The sequence below is a fragment of the Diaphorobacter sp. ED-3 genome (genome assembly GCF_027625375.1).
GTDB lineage: Bacteria > Pseudomonadota > Gammaproteobacteria > Burkholderiales > Burkholderiaceae_C > Diaphorobacter > Diaphorobacter nitroreducens.
On record NZ_CP115182.1, the window covers coordinates 3,175,825 to 3,199,338 of the forward strand.

Sequence of the window (23,514 nt, forward strand, 5' to 3'; positions counted from 1 at the left end):
TATCAAAACAATACCGCCCGCGCAAAGCGTTCAGAAATCCAGCCGCGCACTCACGAAGACGCGGCGGCCCTGCTCGGCATAGCCGAACGCGGGGGACTTCTCCGCCAGGCGCAGATCGCCCAGGTTCTCCAGGCCGGCGCGCAGGTTCAGCCGCTGGTGCGCGCCCAGCGCCCAGGCGCGGCCCACGCTCGCGTTCCACAGCGTGTAAGCGGGCAGGCGCTGGCCGGAGCTGGTCTGGCGGCCCGTGTACTCGGCGCCCAGCTGCGCGTCCCAGCCCGCCACGCGCCACGCCAGGCGCGAAGCCACGCTGGTGTCCGGCCGGTCGGACAGGCGCTCGCCCGTGGCCTTGTCACGGGTGCGCAGCAGCGTGGCGTCCATGCTCCAGCGCAGCGCGTCGGTGATGGCCCAGGTGAAGCCGGCCTCCAGGCCCTGGATGCGCGCCGCGTCCACGTTGTCGTAGAGGTAGGTGCGGCGCGTGCCCACCTGCTGGATCAGGCGGTAGGTGATGAGCTGCTTGACCTCGGTATGGAACGCGGTGGCGCGCAGCGACCAGGCCGGGCTGACCTGCCAGTCGGCCCCGATCTCGAAGGAGTTGGAGGTCTCCGGCTGGATGTCGGCGTTGCCCCGGAAGGTGTGCGGCCCCTCGGCGCCCACATAGTTCGGCGAGATCTGCTTGAGCGTAGGCGCCTTGAAGGCATGTCCCAGGCCGCCCTTGACCACCAGCGCGGGGCTGGCCTCCCACACCAGGTAGGCGCGGGGGCTCAGCTCGGAGCCGAAGATGCCGTGGTGGTCCGCGCGCAGCCCCAGCGTGGCCAGCAGGTTCGTGCCCAGCGCGAACTCGTCCTGCACGAACAGGGCCTTGTGCGACACGTCGTCGCGGCCGTTCAGCAGGCCGGAATTCACCAGCTCTTCATTGCGCCACTCGCCGCCCACGGTGACCTGGTGGCCACCCCAGCGGGTGGTGGCGTGGCCGTCCACCACATCGTCCGTCATGTCCTGCGCCCGCGTGGGGCTGACGCCGTTGGTGCGGCTGTTGCGCACGCTGATCTCGCTGCGGTAGGCGCGTGCCTGCGCCTTCCAGGCGCCTATCTCGCCCTTCCACCCCACGTGCGTCTGGCGGCGGTCGAGGTCATAGCGGTTGGCATAGGGGCGCGTGCCGCTCACGTCGTCGTAAAAGCGCCGCTCCTCGCCATCGGTCACGCCGGCCTCCAGCCGGTGGCCGGGCGCCAGGTCCAGCTCGGCGTTCAGCCCCAGGCTGCGCGGCTTGCGGCCCTCGATCTCGCTGTAGCGCGGGTCCTCGCGCTGCGCCACGGCGTCGCGGTGGGCGTACTCGGCATTCACCGACAGGCGCAGCCGGTCGTTCAGTGGGCCCGCCGCAAACAGCGAGGCGCCCCCTTCGGCCGCGGCCTCGCCGCCGGCGGGGAAGGCGGCGTTGAAGCCCAGCGAGCCGATCCAGCGGTCGCCCGGCTTGCGCGTGATGATGTTGACCACGCCGCCCAGCGCCTCGGACCCGTACAGCGCCGACATCGGCCCGCGGATGATTTCCACACGCTCGATGGCCGACACCGGCAGCCAGCCGTACTGGTAGTCGGAATGGCCGATCACGTCGTCGCTCGCGCTGATGCGCCGCCCGTCGATGAGTGTGAGCGTGTGCTTGCCCTCCAGCCCGCGCAGCGCGAGCGTCTTGCGCCCGCCCACCTGGCGCGCGCTGAAGGTGATGCCCGGCGCGCCGCGCACGGCGTCCAGCAGGTCGGCCGCGTTGCGCTCGGCGAGGTCCTGCGCGGTGATCACGGTGACGCTGGCGGGCGCCGTGCGAGCGTCCTGCTCGGTCAGTGTGGCGGTCACGGTGACGGGCGCCAGGGCGGTGGCGGTGGCGGCGGGGGCCTCGGCCGCGGCCTGGGCACGCACGGCGCCCGACAGGCACAGCAAGGCGGCCAGGGCCAGCGGATGGCGACGGCAAAGGGTCACATGGATCAAGTGGTGTGGCATGAACGTCCTGAGGAAAGACCGCAGTGGCTGGACGCTGGCGCCGCATTGCTGGCGTGGGGCTGGGCGGGAGAGTGGAAGAAACCGGAGTCGGGCAGCCGCCCGCCCAGCAGCGCGGGGTCGCGCGCGAGCAGTTGCTGGAAGAAGAAGTCGACCTCGGCGCGCGCCCGCTGCGCCGGCACCGCGTCCAGCTGGCTGGTGGCCAGCGCGTCGGCCACGGCGTCGGGGGTCAGCAGGTCGATGCGTGCGGCCACCATGCGGCCGCACTCCTGGGGATGGGCGCGGCACCAGGCGACGGAGCGCGCATAGGCTGCGTCCACGGCCGCGAGCGCGGCGCCTTGCCCGCGCAGGGCGCCCACAGCGGCAATACCCGCCTGCGGGATGCGCGGCGCGCGCTGGAACACACGGCCCCATTCCTGCTGCAGATCGGCGCCGCGGTGCAGCGCGGGCGCCACCAGCCCGAGGGGAAAGGACTGCGTCTTGCGCAGCGCCAGGGACACGGCGGGCTCCGACAGCAGCGCATGGCGCACCCGGCGTGTGATGAGCAACTGCATGGCTTCCATGGGCGTGGGCACGTAGCGCACGCGGAAGTCGCGCCGCACGTCCAGCCCCTGCCGGGCGGTAAGCAGTTGCAGCATCAGATCCGGCATGTCGCCGCGGAAAGGCACGGCGATTTCCTCGCCGCGAAAATCCGCCAGCGTGCGCCGCGCGCCATCACGCGTGACGATCCACAGCGCGCCCCAGGTGGAGATGCTCAGCAGCGTGACGCCCGCGCCACGGTTGTAGAGGTTGGCCGCCACGTTGCTGGGCATGGCCAGCACATCCGCCTTGCGGCCCAAGGCCATCACGCGCAACTGGTCGGGGTCGCGCCAGGGGGTGAACTCCACACGCTCGGCCACGCCCGCCAGCGCCTGAGTCTCGGCCATGTGGATCAGGGGCGCCGAGACGATGGCTGGCGGCCCGGCCAGCACCAGGCGGGCCAGCGGCGCGGCAGGAGCGGCAGGCGCAGCGGGAGCCGCCGCGCCCCATGCCGGCAACCCGGCGAGCGCGAACGCACCCGAGGTCTGCAGCAGGCGGCGGCGGCCCTGGTCAACGGACTGCACAGGGTTCGTCAGCATCGCATCTCCCTCAGAACTGGTAGCTCACGCCCGCCGCCACGTTGCGGCCCAGGCCCGGCAGGTAGCCCGGCTGCGCTGCCGTGGCCTGGTTGCGAATGGCATAGCTGCTGGCGTAGCGCCGGTCGGTGAGGTTGTCGGCCTGCAGGTAGCCCGTCCAGGGGCCGCTCTTCCATTCCAGCTTGAAGCCCAGCAGCGCGTAGGCGTCCTGCTCGCTGCCGGCGGTGTTGGCGTGGTCGGTGGGCGTGTCGGTGGGCATCCAGCGCAGGCTGGGACCCATGCGCCAGACACCCGCACCCGTGGCGACGCGCCACAGCACCTCGGCATTGATCAGGTGGCGCGGCACGCCGGCGATGCGGTTGCCGGCGTAGATGCCGTCTTTGAAGCGGAAGTCGCTGTACGTCCAGGAGCCACGCCAGTCGAGTGCGCCCATGCCCAGCTGCCAACTGCCCGACAGCCCTGCCTCCACGCCCTGGTGGCGCGTGCCGCCGGCGTAGTTGTAGGTGCCCACCTTGATGCCGTTGGCATCGGTGGTGCTCATGAGTTCGCCGGCCACCTGGCTGCGGTACACGGCAGCCGTCCAGTGCAGGGCACGGGCACCCTCGCCCCAGCGGCCTTGCCCACCGACCTCGAAGGTGGTGGCGCGCTGCAGGTCCAGCCGCACCAGCTCGCTGGTGGCCGCCGCGGGGGCGTTGGGCGCTACGGTGGCGGAGACGATCTCCCAGAATGTGGGCGCCTCCTGGCTGCGGCTCAAGTTGGCCCACCAGCGCACGGCCGGCGTGGGCGTCCAGTTCACCCCCACCTTGGGCGTGGAAAAGCTCCACTGCTGTTGCAGCGTGCGGCCGTCCAGGCGGCTGGCGGCGTCGCGTGTCTGGTGGCTCCAGCCCCACTGACCGACCAGCGTCCATGCCGGCGCCAGGCGCCAGTCGGCCGCCAGCAGCGCCTGCAGGTTGTCGGCCGTGAGGTCATAGGCGCCAAAGCGCTGCAGCGCTGCCCCGTTCACGGGGCTGGTGGCGTCTAGATCGCGGTCCATGCGGCTGCGCGACCAGCCCAGCGCCGCGCGCCAGGCCAGGGGACCGGCCGTCTGCCCGCTGGCCTGCCACTGCGCACCTGCCGTGCGGCTGCGGGTGATGGTGTAGCTGGTCTGGTTGTTGAACAGGTCGTCCGTGTCCTGCCAGTAGACGCCCAACTCCTGGCGCAGCGCATCGTCACCCCAGCGCGAACGGTTGGCCAGGCGCAGCTGCGTGGCTTCACGGCGCGGGTCGCGGCGGTAGACGTTGAGCAACTGGTCCTGCGGCGTGGCGCCGTCGCCCATCACACCGCGCGGCTGGGTGCGCACGCGGTCCTTGGGCACGACGGTGGGGATGTCGAAGTCCAGATCGGTCCACGACAGGTAGGTGCGGTTCTCGAACCCGCCGGCAGCCTGGAACCCCACGTTGGCATGCAGCGCATCGCGCTGCGACGCCGAATGGTGGCGGTAGCCGTCGTAGCGGTCGCCGCTCACGCTGATGCGCCCATCCCACTGCGCGCCCTGCAGGCCGACCGCGCCCTGCAGCGCCTGGCGGCCAAAGCTGCCCACCTCGGTGCGCACGCGGCCCCGCTCATCGGCGCCCGTGAGCGACTGGAAGTCCAACTCGCCCCCGAGCGTGGTCGCGCCCGGCATGAGCGTGTTGGCGCCGCGGCGCACGCTGACCAACGCGGCATTGCGCGGCTCCACCAGGCCGATGATGAAGGAGCCATCTGCGTCGTTCAGCGGAAGTCCGTCCTGCAGCAGCAGCACGCCGCGGTTCAGCGGGTTGCTCTGGATGCCCGACCCGCGTATGGACAGGCGCGGCTGGTCAGTGGCACCAAAGAAGTCCTGGATCACGATGCCCGGCTGGTAGTCCAGGGCGTCGCGCAGCGTGGCCAGGCGCGTCTCCTGCTGCGGAGTGGCCAGGTTGGTCCCGCCGGGAACGCGGTCCAGGCGCTGCTGCTCCGCCGCCACGGAGGGGCGCAGCGGCGCGGCCGCTTCGGCATCGCCCTCGGCACGCACGGTCACCGTGGGCAGTTGCGCCGGAGCAGGCTCGGCCGCCATCGCCAGCGGGCACAGCAGCGCCAGGGCGGGGGCCGTCGTGCGGGTCCATGCACGAAGACTGGAGCGAAGGGAAGGAAGGTGGTGCGGCGGCATGAAAGTGAGAGAATTTGAAATAAATGCGATTCATTCGTATTCTCAAAGCATGCCACCACATAACCGGAATATGAAATGACTTTTATCAACGCGACCCCGGGCGGCGCGGCGGACGCGCAACAGAGCGGCTTCAGAGAGGCGAGCAGCCTGTTGGGCACCAACGCGCTGCTGCAGGGCTTGCCGGCGCCGGCATTGCAGGATCTGGCCCAGCATGCCCTCGCGCGCACGCACCCCGACGGGGAAACGCTGTTCCACGAAGGCCAAGCCGCCTGCCACTGCCTGCTGGTGGCGCAAGGTGCCGTGGAAGTGCTGCGCTATGACGCCACGGGCGAGGAGCGCATGCTGCACTGTTTCACCCCCGGGCAGTGGGTGGCCGAGGCGGCCATGTTCATGCCGCACGGGCTCTATCCGATGACGGCGCGCGCGCAAGGCGCCACGCGGGTCTGGCGCATTCCCCGGCAGGCGTTGCGCACGGCGTGCGAGCGCCACCCGCTGCTGGCGCTGCGGCTGCTGGAATCGCTGAGCCTGCGCCTGTACCACTGCGTGAACGAGGTGGACTGGCTCACCAGCAGCAATGCGCAGCAGCGCCTGGCCGCCTACCTGGTGGCGCGGTGCAGCGAGGGCGGCGAGCCGGTCGAGCTGCCCACCAGCCAGCGGCACCTGGCGGCGCGCCTGGGCATCCGCGCCGAGACGCTGAACCGCCTGCTCGCCCAGTGGCAGGCCAAAGGCTGGATCCGCGGCGAGCGGCGCACCTGGCGCCTGTGCGATGCACACCAGCTGCGTCAACTCGCCGCGCCCGGCACGCGCACGTTCTGACGCCCTGGCCACAGGGCCGCAACTTGGGTGGCTGGCGGCTGGCCGGCGCGCCCTCACCCACCGATAATGCGCCCACCATGCACATCCTGCGCAACGCCCGTCACCTGGCACGCCTGTTGTTGGCGTGCTTTGCCGTGTCGCTGGGCGTGGCGACGGCAGCGCCCTTCGTGCAGGCAGGCCATTTAGAGCGCGTCTGCACCGCCTCGGGCGAGGAGCGCTGGGTTGCCGCCGGCGGCAACAGCGCGGTGGGCACCAACGATGCCTCCCACCCAACGCATGCGCTGGACTGCGCCCTGTGCCTGCCGCCCCTGCTGCCCGCTCTGGATGCACCCCCGTGGCGCGGCCTGCAGCAGCTCTCGCATGTCCCATCTGCGGATGTGGTGCGCCAGACCCATGTACCGGCGCTCAGCCGCGCGCCTTTCCCGCCGCGCGCCCCGCCTGCGGCGCCACTCGCCCTCGCACCGTTTTGAAAACGGCGGGCACGGGCCCCCGTGCACCCGCACTCTTCTCGCATACCACGGCAGCGCTGACCGCCTGCCCCATCGTTTTTTCAAGGATTTTTCATGTTCTCCCAACCGCTCGTCTCCCGCATCGCCGTCGCCGCCACCCTGCTCGTGGCCGGCGCAGCCCACGCCCAGGTCACCGTGCAGGACGCCTGGGTGCGCGCCACGGTGCCGCAGCAGAAGGCCACCGGCGCCTTCATGCGCCTGACGGCCGCGCAGGATGCCCGCCTGGTCAGCGCCAGCAGCCCGGTGGCCGGCGTCACCGAAGTCCATGAAATGAAGCTCGTGGACAACGTGATGAAGATGCGCCCGCTGCCCGCGCTGGATCTGCCAGCCGGCCAGGCCGTGGAACTCAAGCCCGGCGGCTACCACATCATGCTGCTGGACCTGAAGCAGCCCGTCGCCCAAGGCTCGACCGTGCCCCTGACGCTGGTTTTCGAAGCCAAGGATGGCCAACGCACGACACAGGAGTTGCAGGCGCCCGTGCGCGCCGTCAGCGCCACGGCCGCGCCGGCCATGGGCCATGGCAAGCCGCACGGCGGCCATTGAGGCTCATCCAGTACGGCTGAAGGTTTTTTAGACCTCTAGCGCTTGCACAGCAAGCGCTGACAGCTATCAATAGCATAGCTTCCACACGCATCCATCGCGGGCGCGGACGAGGGGGTTGGCCGATAATGCGGCGCTTTGCACGGCGCCTGCGTTGCGCGCCCTCCCCCGATTTCCCACACCATGCACTCTGACGCGAAACACCTGTGGCGCGCGCCGCGCTGGGCACTGGCCATCCTGCTGGCTCTGCTGGGCATGGTGGGGCCGTTCGCCATCGACACGTACCTGCCCGCCTTCCCCGCCATCGCGGGCGCGCTGCAGGCCACACCGGTGCAGATGCAGCAGACGCTGTCGGCCTACCTGTTCGCGTTCGCCTTCATGACGTTGTTCCATGGCTCCCTGTCCGACAGCTTCGGGCGTCGGCCCGTGGTGCTGTGGGGCCTGGCCGTTTTCACGCTCGCTTCCCTGGGCTGCGCGCTGTCGCAGAGCATCGGACAGTTGGTAGCGTTCCGGGCGCTGCAGGGCCTGTCGGCCGGCGCGGGCATTGTGGTGTCGCGCGCCGTGATCCGCGACATGTTCCCGCCCACGCAGGCGCAGCGCGTCATGGCGCAGGTGACGATTTTCTTCGGCGTGGCGCCGGCCATCGCGCCCATCGTGGGCGGCTGGCTGTCGGTGCACCTGGGCTGGCACAGCGTGTTCTGGTTTTTGACGGGCGTGGGCGTGCTGCTGTGGGTGGCCAACTGGCGCCTGCTGCCCGAGTCGCTGCCCGCGCACAAGCGCCAGCCGATCCACATGGGCCACCTGCTGCGCGGCTACTGGGAATTGGGCACCAGCCCACGCTTCATCCTGCTGGCGCTGGCCAGCGGCGTGCCGTTCAACGGCATGTTCCTGTACGTGCTGTCGGCCCCGGCCTTCCTGGGTGAGCTGCTGGGCCTGGGGCCCACGGAGTTCTTCTGGTTCTTCGTGATCAACATCGCCGGCATCATGGGCGGCGCCTGGGCCAGCGGCCGGCTGGCCGGTCGCATCCCGCCCAAGCGCCAGATCCGCCACGGCTTCGTGATCATGCTGGCGATGGCGCTGCTCAACCTGGGCGCCAACCTGGCGCTGGCGCCGCATGTGTCGTGGGCGCTGTGGCCCATCGGCATTTTCTCGTTCGGCTGGGCCCTGATGGTGCCCGTGGTCACGCTGCTGGTGCTGGACCTGTACCCGCAGCGCCGGGGCATGGCCTCGTCGCTGCAGGCATTCGTGGGCGCCACGGCCAACGGCCTGGTGGCGGGCGTAGTGGCGCCGCTGGTCATGCATTCGGCCCTGGCGCTGGCGGCGGCCTCACTGCTGCTGATGCTGGTGGGGCTGGTGTCCTGGATCTACCTGCACCACCGCTGGCCGGACATCGGCCGCCACACCATGCACGTGGGCTGAGAGTGGCGCGCGGCCCCGTGTGCCGCGGCGACCGGCGCCCCTGGCGCCGCAGTCGTGCAGCTTCTGCGTCTACCTCCCCGGCCCCGGACCGGTGCACGGCCACGTCCAGCAACTCGCCCCTCAAGCCGCAATAGCCTGCCCTCCGAGAAGGTCCACGGCCCCGGCCCGGACGAACGGGTTGTTGATCTCCTGCGCGGCCCCGGTGCGCTTCACGGGGAGTTGGCGCGCAATAAAAAAGCCAGCCCTCGACGAGAGGGCTGGCTTGTCATGGGGGCCGCGCTGCCGGCTTAGCGGTCGTTGCGCGCCGGGCGCTTGCCGGCACCGTGGGGTACGAACGGCTTGCCCGCGCCCTGCGGCTTGGCAAACGCGGGCTTGCGGCCAAAGTCTGCGCGGGGTACTGCAGCGTCACCGCGGCCACCACCATGGCGGCCGGCGTCACCAAACCGGGAGGCTTCGCCAAACCCGCTCTTGCGGCCATAGCCTTCACCGTCGCGGCGGCCGCCGAAGCTGTTGCCACGATCGCCACCGCGCGGTGCGCCATAGCCCTCGCCAGAGCGGGGGGCTGCGCCGCGCGGGCCGCGGTCGGCAAAGCCGCCACGGTCGCCGTAGCTGCCACGTGGGTCACGGTCGCCATAGCCACCACGATCACCAAAGCCGCGCTCGCTGCCGCCGCGGCCAAAGCGCTGCTCGCGCGGGCCACGGTGGCCATCACGCCCGCCACGACCGCCGAAGTCTGCGCGGCCGCCTTGCGGGAAGCGCTGGGTAGGCTCCAGGCCCGCGACCACCTCGGCCTTGAACTGCTGGCGGCTGTAGCCCTCGATGTCGAAGATCTTGCGGCGGTCGCGGAACTCGGCAAAGGTCACGGCCAAACCATCGCGGCCGGCGCGGCCCGTACGGCCGATGCGGTGCGTGTAGTCCTCGGCCTTCATGGGCAGGCCGAAGTTGAAGACGTGGGTGATGGTCGGCACGTCGATGCCGCGCGCGGCCACGTCGGTCGCCACCAGGATCTGCACCTGGCCATTGCGCAGCGCCATCAGGCGGCGGTTGCGCAGGCCCTGGCTCAGGGCGCCGTGCAAAGCCACGGCACTGAAACCTTCCTGCTGCAGGTCATTGGCCAGACCATCGCACTCCACCTGGGTGCTGGCGAACACGATGGCCTGGTCGATGGAGGCATCGCGCAGCCAGTGGTCCAGCAGCTTGCGCTTGTGCTGCGCGTTGTCGGCCCAGTACAGCATCTGCTTGATGTTGGCGTGCTTTTCCTGCGGCGTGTCGATCTGGATCTTCTTCACAGACGCGCCGTTGTCGTGCATCACCCGCATGGCGAGCTGCTGGATGCGCGGCGCGAAGGTGGCGCTGAACATCATGGTCTGCTTGCGCTGGGCGGTGAGCTGGTTGATCTCGGCCAGGTCGTCGGAGAAGCCCAGATCCAGCATGCGGTCGGCCTCATCGACCACCAGGAACTGCACCTGGTCCAGCTTGATCTGCTGCGAACGCTGCAGGTCCAGCAGGCGGCCCGGCGTCGCCACCACCAGGTTGGCATTCTGCAGCTTGGCGATCTGCAACTGGTAGGGCATGCCACCCACCACGTTGGCGATGCGCAGGCCCTTGCAGTGCTTGACCAGATCGATGGCATCGTGCGCCACCTGTTGCGCCAGTTCGCGCGTGGGGCACAGCACCAGCGCACCGGGCGTCGCCGCCTTGAAGTTGCGCGCCTGCGTGGGGTTCTTGCGCTTGGGGCGCTTCGGGGGGGCCTCGCCACGCGCGGCCGCCTCGGCGGCGGCGCGCTCGAAAGCGGCGCGCTCGGCGACTTCGGCCTCGGCCTGTTGGCGGATCAGCGTGTGCAGCACGGGCAGCAGGAAGGCCGCAGTCTTGCCGCTGCCAGTCTGGCTGGAGACCATCAGATCGATGAAGCTCGCGTCATCGCCCGAGCCCATGGCCAAGGGAATCGCGCGAGTCTGCACCTGCGTGGGCTCGGTGTAGCCGAGGTCGGCCACAGCCTGCACCAGTTCGGGCGCAAGGCCCAGTTCGATGAAGCCGGCGGGCAGAGCGGGCGCGGCGGTGGTAGGAGAAACAGGCGCCTCAATCGAAGCGGCCATAGGGGATTGGGCAGGCGCGATCTCGCCCTGCACGTGCATGGTGTCTGTCATGTCGTATGTATGAAGCGCGCGGGTGCAACCCGCGGCGGCTTCGTCAGTGGTTCATCAAAACATCAACCATCCAACGAAACCTGCACCAGCAGTGAGAGCTGGGCGGGTGGGTCATTGACGCAGGCACTGGAACGCTGGAAACCGTTCAAGGCCCGCAACCCATTGTGAGAAGGGAGATGCGCAAGGGCTGCGCGATGCGGCCAAACCTTCAGTCGGGTTTGGGGGTCGTTTTCACGCAAGCCTGTGATTATCGCACGATTCGGGTTTTCCCGCAAACGGGGATCAAACGGCCAGCAGATGCGTGCGGTAGTGCAGTAGTTCGTCGATGGATTCGTGCACATCGGCCAGGGCCGTGTGGCGCTGCGCCTTCTTGAACGAGCTGTAGGCCTCGGGCTTCCAGCGCTTGGCCAGCTCCTTCAGCGTGCTCACGTCCACATTGCGGTAGTGGAAGAACGCCTCCAGCTTGGGCATGTACTTCACCAGGAAGCGCCGGTCCTGCCCAATGCTGTTGCCGCACATCGGCACCACGCCCTTGGGTACATAGCGCGACAGGAAGGCGAGCAGCTCGCGCTCGGCATCGGCCTCGGTGACCGTGGAGGCGCGCACCTTGTCGATGAGGCCGCTGCGGCCATGCGTGCCCTTGTTCCAGGCGTCCATGCCGTCCAGCACCGCGTCCGCCTGGTGGATGGCGAACACCGGCCCTTCGACACGCAGCGTGAGGTCGGCACTGGTGACGACCACGGCGATCTCCAGCAGGCGTTCGGTTTCGGGGTTGAGGCCGCTCATTTCACAGTCCAGCCAGACGAGGTTCTGGTCGGATTTGGCAAGCGCGGGAACAGTAGGGTTGGCAGTGTCAGACATGCCGGGAATTGTCGCCGATGGCCTAAACTCGCGCGCAGATGCAGCCTCCTTCCGCCTCCCTCCTCTCGCCATCTCACCTGACCACACTGGTGTTCGCCGGACTGCTGCTCGCAGGCCTTGCCTTGCGCCTGTGGCTGGCCACGCGCCAGATCCGCCACGTGGCGCAGCACCGCGGCGCCGTGCCCACGGCCTTCGCCCACCGCATTCCGCTCGCCGCGCACCAGAAGGCAGCCGACTACACCATTGCCAAGGCGCGCTTCGGCCTGCTGGAAATGGCGCTGGCTACCGCCGTGGTGCTGGGCTGGACGCTGCTGGGTGGGCTGGATGCGCTGAACCAGGCGCTGCTGTCCTGGCTGGGCGGTGGCATGCTGCAGCAGTTGGCGCTGCTGGCCTGCTTCGTGCTCATCGGGGGTGCCATCGACCTGCCCGTCGCGCTGTACCAGACCTTCGTGATCGAACAGCGCTTCGGCTTCAACCAGATGACCCCGCGCCTGTGGCTGGCCGACCTGCTCAAGTCCACGCTGCTGGGCGCGGTGATCGGCCTACCGATCGCGGCGCTGATCCTGTGGCTCATGGGCGCCGCCGGACCGCTGTGGTGGCTGTGGGCCTGGGGCACGTGGATGGGCTTCAATCTGCTGCTGATGGTGGTCTTCCCGCTGTTCATCGCGCCGCTGTTCAACAAGTTCCAGCCACTGGAGGACGAATCGCTCAAGGCGCGCGTCACCGCGCTGATGCAGCGCTGCGGCTTCGCAGCCAAGGGCCTGTTCGTGATGGACGGCAGCCGCCGCAGCGCGCACGCCAACGCCTATTTCACCGGTGTGGGCAAGGCCAAGCGCGTGGTGTTCTACGACACGCTGCTCAAGCAGCTGTCGCCCGGCGAAGTGGAAGCCGTGCTCGCGCACGAACTCGGCCACTTCAAGCACAAGCACATCACGCGGCGCCTGGTCGGTATGTTCGCCATCAGCCTGGCGGGCTTTGCGCTGTTGGGCTGGCTGTCCACGCGCACGTGGTTCTACACGGGCCTGGGCGTGCAACCCAACCTGATGCTGCCGGGCGTGCCCGGCGCCGCGCCCAACGACGCGCTGGCGCTGCTGCTATTCCTGCTTGCAGCGCCCGTGTTCACGCTGTTCGTCACGCCCGTACTGGCACAGCTCTCGCGGCGCCATGAGTTTCAGGCCGACGCCTACGCTGCGGCCCAGAGCAGCGGCGACGACCTGGCGTCCGCCCTGCTCAAGCTCTACGAAGACAACGCCTCCACGCTCACGCCCGATCCGGTGTTTGCGAAGTTCTACTACTCCCACCCTCCCGCCACGGAGCGCCTGGCGCGTCTGCCCGTGGCCTTGCAGCCATGAATTCGATGTTCCCCAAGAAAGACTGGTCCACACAAACCAGGCGCGCGCTGAAAGCTACTGAAATAGTAGCAAAACTGGTCGATCTGCCGGGCTGGCAACTGTCCGGCGACGGAGCCGATGTCGCCATCGAGAAGACCTACCGCTTCGCCAATTACCACGAGACCATGGCCTTCGTGAATGCCGTGGCCTTCATTGCCCATGCGCAGGACCACCACCCCGATCTGTCGGTGCACTACGGCCGCTGCGTGGTGCGCCTGAATACGCATGATGTGGCCGGCATTTCGGCGACCGACGTCGATTGCGCGACGCGCATCGATGCACTGCTCGCACCCTGAGCCCATGGCCCAAGCCCCTGCGCGCCTTGAAGGCCTGGTGGTCGCCAGCCACGGCCGCCATTGCGTGGTGGAGAGCGCGGGCGGCGAGCGCCGCATCTGCCATCCGCGCGGCAAGAAGAGTCAGGCCGTGGTGGGCGACCGCGTGCTGTGGCAGCCCGCCGCGCCCGGCCAGGGCCGCGGCCATGGCGACGAGGGCACCATCGAAAAGGTGCTGGAGCGGCGCAACCTGCTGTACCGCCAGGACGAGGTGCGCACCAAGTCGTTCGCCGCCAATTTGGACCAGGTGCTGATCCTGATCGCGGCCGAGCCTGTGTTCTCCGAAAGCCAACTCGCGCGCGCTCTCATCGCCGCAGAAGCGGCGCGCATCACGCCGTTGATCGCGCTCAACAAGAGCGACCTGGTCGAGCCGTTCGCGCGCGCCTGGGAGCGCCTGTGGCCCTACCGCCATATGGGGGGCGAGCAGGACACGCAGCACCACTACCGCGTGCTGCCGCTGTCACTCAGCGAATCGGGGGCGGTGGACCGCGACATGCTGATGCACCTGCTGGCCGGCAAGACCACGCTGGTGCTGGGCCCCTCGGGCGCCGGCAAGAGCACGCTGGTCAACCTGCTGGTGCCCGGCGCCTCGGCACAGACGGGCGAGATCTCGCAGGCCCTCAATTCGGGCCGCCACACCACCACCACCACCACGCTGTACTGGATCGACCCGCAGCGCACTACGGCGCTCATCGATTCGCCCGGCTTTCAGGAATTTGGATTGCGCCACCTCGCGCCCACCGATCTGGCGCGCTACATGCCCGACATCGCAGCCCATGCCGAGGGTTGTCGCTTCTACAACTGCACCCACCTGCACGAGCCCGGGTGCGCGGTGCAGGCCCAGGTGCGCGACGAACAAGACGCGCAGGCCATCAGCCCCCAGCGCTACCGGATCTATGGCGAGTTGTTTGCGGAGTTGAGCGAGAGCCCCTACTGAGTTTGAAGTGAAAAGTGGCTTTCGCGCTTATTCAGAAAGCGCTGACAGCTATTAAATAAGGAGCATCACCCCAGCAGCCGCGCGAAGGTGAGCAAGGCCAGCAGCAGCATCCACACCACGACCGAGCGCCACACCAGCCCCACCACGCTGCGCAGGTGGCCTACCTCGGGCTCGCGGCCAGGAGTACTGTCGCTGTCGCCAATGTCGGCGTCCACCTCGAAGCCCGGCTGCACCTGCGCACCTGCGCGGCTGCGCAGCGCCTCGCCGCCCAGGCGCACATTGATGGCCCCGGCGGTTGCCGCCAGCACCACGCCATCGTTGTCGTTGGGGAAGCGCTGTGCGTGGAAGCGCCAGCCCTCGATGGCCTCCTCGAAGCTGCCCACCACGGCAAAAGACAACGCCGTCAGCCGTGCGGGAAGCCAGTCGATCACCGTCCATGCCTGGGCCGCGGCATGCTGCAGCGACTCGCTGGGCGGCTGCGTCGCCTCGCGCGCACGCGCGCCCCAGTAGCGCGACACGAACTCCGCCAGGCGGTAGAGCACCGCCCCGGTCGGGCCCAACCCCAGCGCCGCAAGGATGGAGAACCACGCCAGCACGCCAAACACATGACGGTGCGCCGCAATCACCGAGTACTCGATCACGTGGCGCACGATCTCGCTGCGTGGCAGCTCGCTCACCTCCACCTGCTTCCACTGCGCCAGGCGCGCCCGCGCATCGGCCGCGTCGCCCTCCTCCAGCGCGTCGCGTATCCCCGTGAAATGGTGGCTGAACTGGCGAAAACCCAGCGTCACGTAGAGCACGGCCACGTTCCAGACCAGGGCGAACGGCCACCCCAGCCAGTGGAGCAGCGCCAGGTGCACCGCCAACACCACCAGCGGCGGCACCAGCACGGCCAGTCCCCACGCCACCCATCCGTGGTGCGACTGCCCCGCGTCGAAGTTGCGGTTCACCGACACCGCCCAGGCACGCAGTCCGGTATGGATGGGGTTGCTGCGCGCGAGCGGTCTCGCCTGCTCGATCAGCAATGCGAACAGGATGGCAAAGAAACTCATGCGGCAATCATACTGGCGCTTGTTACAAGGCCCAACACCGCGGGCGACAGCGCTGCAGCCTTGCTGCGGCGCCCCCCTTCAGGCCATCATGAAGCGGTAGAAGTTGCGCAGCATGCCAGCCGTGGCACCCCAGATGTAGCGCGTCGTCGCGCCGTCCTGGTAGGGCATGGCGAACCATTCGCGCTGCGCGCCTTGCCACTGCAGCCGATGGCGCTCGTGGTGCGCGGGGTTGAGCAGGAAGTCCAGCGGCACCTCGAACACGTCGGCCACCTCGTACGGGTTGGGCTGGAGCGCGAAGCCCGGCCGCACCAGCGCGACCACCGGCGTGACGAGGAACGAGGTGCCCGTCACATACATCGACAGGTTGCCCAGCACCTCGACCCAGTGCGGCTCCAGGCCCACCTCCTCCTGCGCCTCGCGCAGCGCGGTGGCGGCGGCATCGCGGTCTTCGGGATCGGTGCGCCCCCCCGGAAAGGCCACCTGGCCGGAATGCGTGGACAGGTGCGCCGTGCGCTCGGTGAGCAATACCGTGGGCCGATCGCGCAGCACGATGGGCACGAGGACGGCGGCGTGCGCGGGCTCGCGTTCCGCGAACTTCTTCTCGCGCTGCACCTCAGGCGTCCAGGGCGGCGGCGCGGCAAAGCGCAGTCGCAGTGCCTCCGGCGTCTGCGCATGCGGGGGCACGGCGGGTAAATGGTCGTCCACCCCTACGAGCGGCACGGTGCGCGGATCGAAGTGAGGCAGCGAGGACAGCGAAGGCAGGGCCGCCGCAGAGGACGCGCCGACAGGACGATGAGAGCTCACGGGGGTTCAAAAAGAAAAAACCGCTACAGGCTTTCGCACTGTAGCGGTTTCGAGTCGCGCGGTGAGCGCAGCCGTATTTATGCGGCCACTGCAGCTGCCTTGACGCGCGAAGGCAGCTTTTCCTTGATACGCGCCGACTTGCCGCTGCGCTCGCGCAGGTAGTACAGCTTGGCGCGGCGCACGTCGCCGCGGCGCTTCACTTCGATGCTGGCGATCAGCGGGCTGTAGGTCTGGAACGTGCGCTCCACGCCTTCGCCGCTGGAGATCTTGCGCACGGTGAAGCCGCTGTTCAGGCCACGGTTGCGCTTGGCGATCACGACGCCTTCGTAGGCCTGCACGCGCTTGCGGGTGCCTTCCACCACGTTCACGTTCACGATGACGGTGTCGCCAGGCGCGAACGAGGGAATGGTCTTGTTCAAGCGGGCGATTTCTTCCTGCTCGAGGATCTGGATCAGGTTCATGGTTGGTTTCCGACGATCATGTCCGCGCCAGGATTGGCAGGGCGCCCCTATTGGCGCCTTTGTGGCTATGGTTCAGGCCCACAGCGGCCGGCCAGAGGATCGAGAACAGGCGATTATAGCAAGCTTGCGTTTTGCGCCAATAGGGCCTCGTCCGCGCGCGTGAGCTGCCCGCGCTCGCGCGCAACCTGCAGCAGGTCCGGGCGGTGGCGCGCGGTGATGAGCAGGCGCTGATCGCGCCGCCAGCGCTCGATTTGCGCATGGTGGCCGGACAGCAGCGGCGCGGGAACGGCGCGGCCGGCCCATTCCTCGGGGCGCGTGTAGTGCGGACAGTCCAGCAGCCCGTCCAGCGCGGGGTTGAAGCTGTCGAGCTGGTGGCTGCCCTCGTCGTGCAGCACGCCCGGCTGCAGGCGCGCCACGGCGTCCAGCAGCGCCATGGCCGCGATCTCGCCGCCCGAAAGCACGAAGTCGCCCAGGCTGATCTGCGCATCCACGTAGGCGTCGATGAAACGCTGGTCCACGCCCTCGTAGCGTCCGCACAGCAAGATGGCACCCGCGCCGGCGGACCAGTCCTGCACCGCGGCATGGTCCAGCCGGCGGCCAATGGGGGAGAACAGCACCAGGGGCGCCCGCGCCTGCTCGCCCTCGGCGCGATCGGCGCGTATGGCGGCCAGGCAGCGCGCCAGCGGCTCGGCCAGCATGACCATGCCGGGGCCGCCGCCAAAGGGCCGGTCATCCACGCGGCGGTAGTTGCCCTCCGCATGGTCGCGCGGGTTCCACAGCCGCACCTCTACCTGGCCCGACGCGTAGGCGCGCCGCGTCACGCCGCTGGCAAGAAACGGCTCGAACAGCTCGGGAAACAGGGTGATGACATCGAAACGCATGGCACGCGGACAGCCGCCTCAATAGTCGGGTTGCCAGTCCACAGTGATGCAGCGCCCCGCCAGGTCCACTTTGTCCACATAGGCCGACACAAAGGGAATCATGCGCTCGTGCGGCTTGCCTTCGTGCTCGTAGGCTAGCACCAGCGTGGTCTGCGGCCCCGTGGGCAGCAGGTCGCGCACGGTGCCCAGCGCCACGCCCTCGCGGTTGACCACAGGCAGGCCGATCAGGTCCACCCAGTAGTACTCGTCATCGCCCGCCACCGGGAAGTTGGCGCGGGGCACGAAGATGCGCGCGCCGCGCAGCGCCTCTGCTGCGTCACGGTCGTCCACACCCTGCGCCCAGGCGACCACGGAGTCCGAATGCGTGCGCGCCTGCCGGATGGGCAGCAGCACGGTGCCGGTGAAAAAACTCTTGGTTCCCTTTTCCGCCGGTTGCAACAGCCAGGACTTGGCGGCGAGCAGGGCCTCGGGGTTGCTGCTGTAGGGCAGCACCTTGAACCACCCTTTTACGCCCCAGGCATCGGTGATGCGGCCCACCTCCACGGCGTCAGAGGGCAGTTCGGCGGTTTCCAGGACAGGCAGCTGAGGCATGGCGGCGGGATGCGAGGGTGAGGCCAAGAAAAAAGGCGGGGTCCGTCAGTTGCACCAACGGAGCCCGCCCTTTTCGGGAGTGCGAACGATCAGGCGGCCTTCTGGGCGGCTTGCTTGATCAGACGGTCCACGGTGGGAGAGGGTTGTGCGCCCACGCCCTTCCAGTACGTCAGGCGGTCCTGGGCGATGCGCAGGCCTTCTTCGCCTTCCTTGGCGGAAGGGTTGTAGAAGCCCAGCCGCTCGATGAAGCGGCCGTCGCGGCGCACGCGCTTGTCGGCAACGACGATGTTGAAGAACGGACGGCCCTTGGAGCCGCCGCGGGAGAGTCGAATCACGACCATAATGAATCCTTCGGGTGGTTACACAGCAGTGGCTGCGCTCTGTTTTGCGGCGTTTGAGACACGCGACTTGGCCACCCGGCCAGCGACACGCTGCAAAGTCCGCGATTATATCCACAACACAGAAAAGATGCCCCTCATCCGCGCCAGCCGGGACGAAGACGTCGCTGCCATCACCGCCATCTACACCCACCATGTGCTGCACGGCACGGGCACCTTCGAGATCGACCCGCCCACGGCGCAGGACATGGCGGCGCGTCGCGCGGATGTGCTGGCCAAGGGCCTGCCCTACCTGGTGGCCGAAGAAGCAGGCCAGGTCCTGGGCTTTGCCTACTGCAACTGGTTCAAGCCCCGCCCGGCCTACCGTTTCTCGGCCGAGGATTCAATCTACATCGCCGACGCGGCGCGCGGCCGGGGCCTGGGACGGCAGTTGCTGGAGGCCCTCGCCATGCAGGCCGAGGCCGCCGGCGTGCGCAAGCTGATGGCAGTGATCGGCGACTCGGCCAATGCGGGCTCCATCGGCGTGCACCGGGCCGCAGGTTTCACCGACGTGGGCGTGATGCGCTCCGTGGGCTGGAAGTTCGGCGCCTGGCGCGACATCGTGCTCATGGAAAAGCCCCTGGGCGCGGGCGATACCACCGCCCCCGAATGAAGGCGCGCCAATAATCGCGGCCATGAAGAACAAGACTGTTGCCGCGTGGCTGGCGTTCCTGGGCGGCCCGCTGGGGTTGCACCGCTTTTACCTGTACGGACTGGGCGACTGGATCGGCTGGCTGCTGCCGATCCCCACGGCCCTCGGCGTGTACGGCATCCAGCGCGTGCAGCAATGGGGGCAGGACGACCAACTGAGCTGGATGCTGATTCCACTGCTGGGATTCACGATCGCAGGCTGCGCACTGCGCGCGATCCTCTACGGTCTGATGACGCCCGAGCGGTGGAACGCGCGCTTCAACCCCGCTGCGGCGCCCGATGCGGCGCCGGGGCGGACGCACTGGTTCACGGTGTTTGCCATTGCGACATCGCTGCTGGTGGGCACGGCCGTGCTGATGGCCAGCATTGCCTTCAGCTTCCAGCGCTACTTCGAATACCAGATCGAGGAAGCGCGCAAGATTTCACAATGAAATCAGGCTCTAGCGTTTGATGGACAAGCGCGAGCAGCTACTCAAACGATAGCAAAATCACTCCAGCCTGGCAGATCGCGGGCGCCGCGCACTGCGGCATAGAACTGGCGCCCACCGGCTCCGCCGCCCCGCGAAGATCAATAGAGCTGCAGGCTCACCCAATAAGCGATCGCCGCCACGAAGGCGCTGGCGGGGATGGTCAGGATCCACGCCCAGACGATGTTGCCGGCCACGCCCCAGCGCACGGCGCTAGCGCGCTGGGTGGAACCCACGCCCACGATCGCGCCCGTGATGGTGTGGGTGGTGGATACGGGGATGCCCAGCGCAGTGGCGATGAACAGCGTCATCGCGCCGCCGGTCTCGGCGCAGAAGCCCCCCACGGGCTTGAGCTTGGTGATTTTCTGGCCCATGGTCTTCACGATGCGCCAGCCGCCGAACATGGTGCCCATGCCGATGGCCGCGTAGCACGAGATGATGACCCACATGGGGGGCGAGGCATCGCCCGCCGAGGCGTAGCCCGTGGCGATCAGCAGCAGCCAGATGATGCCGATGGTCTTTTGCGCGTCGTTGCCGCCGTGGCCCAGGCTGTAGGCCCCGGCGGAGACGAGCTGCAGCCGGCGGAACCACTTGTCCACGCGGTTAGGACTGGTGCGACGGAAGACCCAGGCCACGATCAGCATCATCAACGAGCCCAGCAGGAAACCCAGCATGGGCGACACGAAGATAAAGGCCACGGTCTTGAAGATGCCGCTGGCCACCAGTGCGCCCGCGCCGGTCTTGGCGATCACCGCGCCCACGATGCCGCCGATCAGTGCATGCGAGGAACTGCTGGGGATGCCGTAGTACCAGGTGATGACGTTCCAGGTGATGGCCCCCACCAGCGCGCCGAAGATCACGTGGGTGTCCACCACGCTCGGGTCCACGATGCCCTTGCCGATGGTGGCCGCCACGCTCAGGTGGAACACGAAGATGGCGACGAAGTTGAAGAAGGCCGCGAAGACCACGGCCTGCGTGGGCTTGAGCACGCCCGTGGAGACCACGGTGGCAATGGAGTTGGCGGCGTCGTGGAACCCGTTCATGAAGTCGAACACGATGGCGAGCGCCACGAGCACGACCACGATCCACAGGGCGGTTTGTACTGTTTCCATGCTGGGAATGAGGGGGCGAGCCCTGCCAGGGATGCGAAGCGCAGGCCTGCGGCCGCGCCTCAGGAGTTCTCGAGGATGATGCCCTCGATGAGGTTGGCCACGTCTTCGCAGCGGTCGGTGATGGTCTCCAGCAGCTCGTAGATGGCCTTGAGCTTGATGACCTCGCGCACGTCCGGCTCCTCGCGGAACAGCTTGCTCATGGCGCTGCGCAGCACGCGGTCGGCGTCGCCCTCCAGGCGGTCGATTTCCTCGCAGGTCTTGAGCGCGGCCTCGGCCACGGCCGGATCGGCAATGCGCGACAGCAGCTTCACCGCGTCCTGCACGCGCTCGCAGCACTTGAGGCTGAGGTCCGTCAGGCGGGTGATCTCATCCGTCATGTGGTGGATGTCGTACAGCGCCATGGTCTCGGCCGAGTCCTGGATCAGGTCGGCCACGTCGTCCATGGTGTTGATCAGCGAGTGGATCTGCTCACGGTCGATGGGCGTGATGAAGGTCTTGTGCAGCGTGCGGTTGACCTCGTGCGTCACGCGGTCGGCGGCGCGCTCGGCGTTGTCCACGTCCTGGTTGTACTGGTCGCGCAGGTGGGTGTCGCTGTAGTTCGCCACCAGTTGCGAGAACGCCCGCGCGGCCTCGACGATGCGGTCTGCATGCTGGTTGAACATCTCGAAAAAATTGCCCTCGCGGGGCAACAGCTTTCCAAACAACATGCCGACTCCTGATCGAACCTTCTGGCGGTATATGTGACGCAGAGATGACCAAGACGTGACAAATCTGCGAAAACCGCGAGTTTAACCGGCGCCAGACAGCCGCCCGGCGCACCAGGTCAAAGCGGATGCGCAGAGACCGGCGCCCCCCGGCAGGGCCTGCGCGGCTCGGCTCCTACGCGCTGCGGAAGATGAAGTACACCGCCCCGACGAGGCACAGACCCGCCCAGAGGTAGTCCCATTTGAGCGGCTCGTTCAGGTAGAACACGGCGAAGGGCACGAACACCGTCAGCGTGATCACCTCCTGCATGATCTTGAGCTGCCCCACGCTGAACTGCGTATGCCCAATGCGGTTGGCCGGCACCTGCAACAGGTATTCGAACAGGGCGATGCCCCAGCTCACCAGCGCCGCCACGTACCACGGGGCGGTGGCCAGGTTCTTCAGGTGGCCGTACCAGGCCATGGTCATGAAGATGTTGCTAGCAACCAGCAGCAGGATGGTCTGGAGGGGGATGGGCAGGGATTGCAGGGCGTGCATGGCGCGGCGGATTTTACAAGCCAAATCACACTCTAGCGCATATCCATCAAGCGCTGGTAGCTATAAAAAACAAAGCACCGCCGCAGCGGTGCCTGTTCCAGCGGCCAGCGGCCGCCCTTTCACTCACCCAGGTAGGCGGCGCGCACGCGCGGATCGCTGAGCAGATCCCGTCCCCCGCCGGCCATGGTGATCAGGCCGGACTCCATCACGTAGCCGCGGTCGGCAATCGCCAGCGCGCGGCTGGCGTTCTGCTCCACCAGCACGATGGTCACGCCCAGGGCATACACGTCGCGCACCACCTCGAAGATCTTGTCCACCATGATGGGCGACAGGCCCATGGAGGGCTCATCCAGCAGCAGCACCTTGGGCTGGCTCATCAGCGCGCGGCCCATGGCCAGCATCTGCTGCTCGCCACCGGACATGGTGCCCGCCAGCTGGTCCTTGCGCTCGCGCAGGCGCGGGAAGATGGTGAACATCTTTTCGATGTCGGCGGCAATGCCCGCCTTGTCGTCGCGCGTGTAGGCGCCCATGAGCAGGTTCTCGGTGATGGTCATGCGCGCGAACACGCCGCGCCCCTCGGGCACCATCACCAGCCCCTGCTTGACCAGGTCCCACGCGCCCTTGCCCCTGATGCTCTGGCCCAGGTACTCGATGTCGCCATTGTTCATGCCCAGTGTGCCGGTGATGGCCTTCATGGTGGTGGTCTTGCCCGCCCCGTTGGAGCCGATCAATGTGACCAGCTCGCCCTCGCGCACCTCGAAGTCCACCCCCTTGACGGCCTGGATGCCGCCGTAGGCCACCTTCAGGCCCTTGACCTGCAATAGAACTTTGTTGGATTTTTCGGCCATGTCTTGCGTCCTTCAGTGCCCGCCGGAGCCCAGATAGGCCTCGATCACTTTTTCGTTCTTCTGCACGTCGGCAGGGGTTCCCTCGGCAATCTGCTTGCCGTAGTCCAGCACCGTGACACGGTCGCACAGGCCCATGACCAGCTTCACGTCGTGCTCGATGAGCAAGATGGTGCGGTTGTCGTTGCGGATGCGGTCGATCAGCTCGCGCAGTTGCACCTTCTCGGTGGCGTTCATGCCGGCGGCGGGTTCGTCCAGCGCGATCAGTTGCGGATCGGTGGCCAGGGCGCGCGCGATCTCCAGGCGGCGCTGGTCGCCGTACGACAGCGTGCGCGCCTTGAAATCGGCGTACTTGCCGATGCCCACGTAGTCCAGCAGCTCCTGCGCGCGCTTGGCGATGGCCGCCTCCTCCTCCTTGAAGCTCTTGGTGCGGAAGATGGCCCCGAAGAGCCCGGAATGCGTGCGGATGTGCCGCCCCACCATCACGTTCTCCAGCGCCGTCATGTCGGCGAACAACCGGATGTTCTGGAAGGTGCGCGCAATGCCCGCCTTGGCCACCAGGTGCACGGCGCGGGGCTCGTAGGGCTGGCCCGCCAGTTCGAAACTGCCCGCATCGGGCGTGTACAGGCCGGTGATGACGTTGAAGAACGTCGTCTTGCCCGCGCCGTTGGGACCGATCAGGCCATAGACCTGGCCTCGCTGGATGGTGATGCCCACGTCGGACAGCGCCTGCAGGCCGCCAAACCGCTTGGAGATGCCCGCGACCTTCAGCACCACTTCTTTCGATGTATCTGCCATGTTGTTGCTCTAC

Annotated in this window: 25 protein-coding genes; 9 read left to right on the plus strand and 16 right to left on the minus strand. The window is 68.0% G+C overall.

What is annotated here, in order from left to right:
* Positions 1-30: 30 nt before the first annotated feature.
* From PCQ86_RS15380 to PCQ86_RS15390, 3 genes are read right to left on the minus strand one after another with little or no spacing between them, the layout of a single operon-like run.
* Complete coding sequence (locus PCQ86_RS15380) at positions 31-1,989, minus strand: TonB-dependent receptor plug domain-containing protein (RefSeq protein WP_270174137.1); 1,959 nt, start codon at positions 1,987-1,989, stop codon at positions 31-33.
* Positions 1,974-3,104, minus strand: a complete 1,131-nt coding sequence (locus tag PCQ86_RS15385) for an ABC transporter substrate-binding protein (protein WP_047349836.1) — start codon at positions 3,102-3,104, stop codon at positions 1,974-1,976. The genes PCQ86_RS15380 and PCQ86_RS15385 overlap by 16 nt, the downstream gene beginning before the upstream one ends.
* A 10-nt stretch (positions 3,105-3,114) precedes the next feature.
* A complete protein-coding gene (locus PCQ86_RS15390; protein ID WP_270174138.1) occupies positions 3,115-5,268 on the minus strand; it encodes a TonB-dependent receptor family protein in 2,154 nt (717 codons plus the stop codon).
* A gap of 75 nt (positions 5,269-5,343) precedes the next feature.
* Here PCQ86_RS15390 and PCQ86_RS15395 point away from each other — a divergent pair, with 75 nt between their 5' ends.
* The 4 genes from PCQ86_RS15395 to PCQ86_RS15410 all read left to right on the plus strand — a co-directional run bounded on the left by PCQ86_RS15395 (position 5,344) and on the right by PCQ86_RS15410 (position 8,552).
* Positions 5,344-6,084, plus strand: a complete 741-nt coding sequence (locus tag PCQ86_RS15395) for a Crp/Fnr family transcriptional regulator (RefSeq protein ID WP_270174139.1) — start codon at positions 5,344-5,346, stop codon at positions 6,082-6,084.
* 77 nt (positions 6,085-6,161) lie between these two features.
* On the plus strand, positions 6,162-6,554 hold the full coding sequence (locus PCQ86_RS15400; protein WP_041836083.1) for a DUF2946 family protein: 393 nt from the start codon (positions 6,162-6,164) through the stop codon (positions 6,552-6,554).
* Between the two features lie 93 nt (positions 6,555-6,647).
* Complete coding sequence (locus tag PCQ86_RS15405) at positions 6,648-7,136, plus strand: copper chaperone PCu(A)C (protein ID WP_011806461.1); 489 nt, start codon at positions 6,648-6,650, stop codon at positions 7,134-7,136.
* Positions 7,137-7,316: 180 nt separating this feature from the next.
* Positions 7,317-8,552 carry a multidrug effflux MFS transporter gene (locus PCQ86_RS15410; protein WP_172208087.1) on the plus strand — a complete coding sequence of 412 codons (1,236 nt, stop codon included), beginning with the start codon at positions 7,317-7,319 and terminating at the stop codon, positions 8,550-8,552.
* A 287-nt stretch (positions 8,553-8,839) separates the two neighbouring features.
* Here PCQ86_RS15410 and PCQ86_RS15415 read toward each other — a convergent pair whose 3' ends face one another.
* On the minus strand, positions 8,840-10,699 hold the full coding sequence (locus PCQ86_RS15415) for a DEAD/DEAH box helicase (RefSeq protein ID WP_270174140.1): 1,860 nt from the start codon (positions 10,697-10,699) through the stop codon (positions 8,840-8,842).
* Between the two features lie 282 nt (positions 10,700-10,981).
* Complete coding sequence (gene orn, locus PCQ86_RS15420) at positions 10,982-11,560, minus strand: oligoribonuclease (RefSeq protein ID WP_011806464.1); 579 nt, start codon at positions 11,558-11,560, stop codon at positions 10,982-10,984.
* A gap of 38 nt (positions 11,561-11,598) precedes the next feature.
* Between orn and PCQ86_RS15425 the strand changes: the two genes are divergently transcribed.
* From PCQ86_RS15425 to rsgA, 3 genes are read left to right on the plus strand one after another with little or no spacing between them, the layout of a single operon-like run.
* Positions 11,599-12,912 (plus strand): M48 family metallopeptidase, encoded by a 1,314-nt coding sequence (locus PCQ86_RS15425; protein ID WP_270174141.1) that lies wholly within the window; start codon positions 11,599-11,601, stop codon positions 12,910-12,912.
* Positions 12,909-13,247, plus strand: coding sequence for a 4a-hydroxytetrahydrobiopterin dehydratase (locus PCQ86_RS15430; protein ID WP_270174142.1), 339 nt, complete (start codon positions 12,909-12,911; stop codon positions 13,245-13,247). The genes PCQ86_RS15425 and PCQ86_RS15430 overlap by 4 nt, the downstream gene beginning before the upstream one ends.
* Before the next feature lie 4 nt (positions 13,248-13,251).
* Positions 13,252-14,220: a ribosome small subunit-dependent GTPase A gene (gene rsgA, locus PCQ86_RS15435; RefSeq protein WP_041838880.1), complete on the plus strand. Its 969-nt coding sequence runs from the start codon at positions 13,252-13,254 to the stop codon at positions 14,218-14,220.
* A 65-nt stretch (positions 14,221-14,285) separates the two neighbouring features.
* Here rsgA and PCQ86_RS15440 read toward each other — a convergent pair whose 3' ends face one another.
* The 6 genes from PCQ86_RS15440 to rpsP form a co-directional block, all read right to left on the minus strand.
* Positions 14,286-15,272, minus strand: coding sequence for a CobD/CbiB family protein (locus PCQ86_RS15440; protein WP_270174143.1), 987 nt, complete (start codon positions 15,270-15,272; stop codon positions 14,286-14,288).
* 78 nt (positions 15,273-15,350) lie between these two features.
* A complete protein-coding gene (locus PCQ86_RS15445) occupies positions 15,351-16,076 on the minus strand; it encodes a CoA pyrophosphatase (RefSeq protein ID WP_369799245.1) in 726 nt (241 codons plus the stop codon).
* A gap of 77 nt (positions 16,077-16,153) precedes the next feature.
* Entirely contained in the window at positions 16,154-16,537 is a 384-nt protein-coding gene (gene rplS / locus PCQ86_RS15450; RefSeq protein WP_011806470.1) for a 50S ribosomal protein L19, read from the minus strand.
* A gap of 113 nt (positions 16,538-16,650) precedes the next feature.
* Positions 16,651-17,418, minus strand: coding sequence for a tRNA (guanosine(37)-N1)-methyltransferase TrmD (gene trmD, locus PCQ86_RS15455; protein WP_270174144.1), 768 nt, complete (start codon positions 17,416-17,418; stop codon positions 16,651-16,653).
* A gap of 18 nt (positions 17,419-17,436) precedes the next feature.
* The gene (rimM, locus tag PCQ86_RS15460; RefSeq protein ID WP_270174145.1) at positions 17,437-18,009 is read right to left on the minus strand and encodes a ribosome maturation factor RimM; all 573 of its coding nucleotides are present in this window, start codon (positions 18,007-18,009) and stop codon (positions 17,437-17,439) included.
* A gap of 89 nt (positions 18,010-18,098) precedes the next feature.
* The gene (gene rpsP, locus PCQ86_RS15465) at positions 18,099-18,350 is read right to left on the minus strand and encodes a 30S ribosomal protein S16 (protein ID WP_011806473.1); all 252 of its coding nucleotides are present in this window, start codon (positions 18,348-18,350) and stop codon (positions 18,099-18,101) included.
* A 127-nt stretch (positions 18,351-18,477) separates the two neighbouring features.
* Between rpsP and PCQ86_RS15470 the strand changes: the two genes are divergently transcribed.
* Both PCQ86_RS15470 and PCQ86_RS15475 read left to right on the plus strand, forming a co-directional pair.
* Positions 18,478-18,999, plus strand: a complete 522-nt coding sequence (locus tag PCQ86_RS15470; RefSeq protein WP_270174146.1) for a GNAT family N-acetyltransferase — start codon at positions 18,478-18,480, stop codon at positions 18,997-18,999.
* A 22-nt stretch (positions 19,000-19,021) separates the two neighbouring features.
* Positions 19,022-19,468, plus strand: coding sequence for an NINE protein (locus PCQ86_RS15475; RefSeq protein WP_011806475.1), 447 nt, complete (start codon positions 19,022-19,024; stop codon positions 19,466-19,468).
* Between the two features lie 137 nt (positions 19,469-19,605).
* On the opposite strand, the gene PCQ86_RS15480 is transcribed toward PCQ86_RS15475, so the two are convergent.
* The 5 genes from PCQ86_RS15480 to PCQ86_RS15500 all read right to left on the minus strand — a co-directional run bounded on the left by PCQ86_RS15480 (position 19,606) and on the right by PCQ86_RS15500 (position 23,501).
* Entirely contained in the window at positions 19,606-20,616 is a 1,011-nt protein-coding gene (locus tag PCQ86_RS15480) for an inorganic phosphate transporter (RefSeq protein WP_011806476.1), read from the minus strand.
* 59 nt (positions 20,617-20,675) lie between these two features.
* Complete coding sequence (locus PCQ86_RS15485) at positions 20,676-21,323, minus strand: DUF47 domain-containing protein (RefSeq protein WP_011806477.1); 648 nt, start codon at positions 21,321-21,323, stop codon at positions 20,676-20,678.
* Between the two features lie 172 nt (positions 21,324-21,495).
* Positions 21,496-21,858, minus strand: a complete 363-nt coding sequence (locus tag PCQ86_RS15490) for a DMT family protein (RefSeq protein WP_011806478.1) — start codon at positions 21,856-21,858, stop codon at positions 21,496-21,498.
* Between the two features lie 119 nt (positions 21,859-21,977).
* Positions 21,978-22,706 carry an ABC transporter ATP-binding protein gene (locus PCQ86_RS15495; RefSeq protein WP_270174147.1) on the minus strand — a complete coding sequence of 243 codons (729 nt, stop codon included), beginning with the start codon at positions 22,704-22,706 and terminating at the stop codon, positions 21,978-21,980.
* 12 nt (positions 22,707-22,718) lie between these two features.
* Positions 22,719-23,501, minus strand: a complete 783-nt coding sequence (locus PCQ86_RS15500; RefSeq protein WP_270174148.1) for an ABC transporter ATP-binding protein — start codon at positions 23,499-23,501, stop codon at positions 22,719-22,721.
* Between the last annotated feature and the right edge of the window lie 13 nt (positions 23,502-23,514).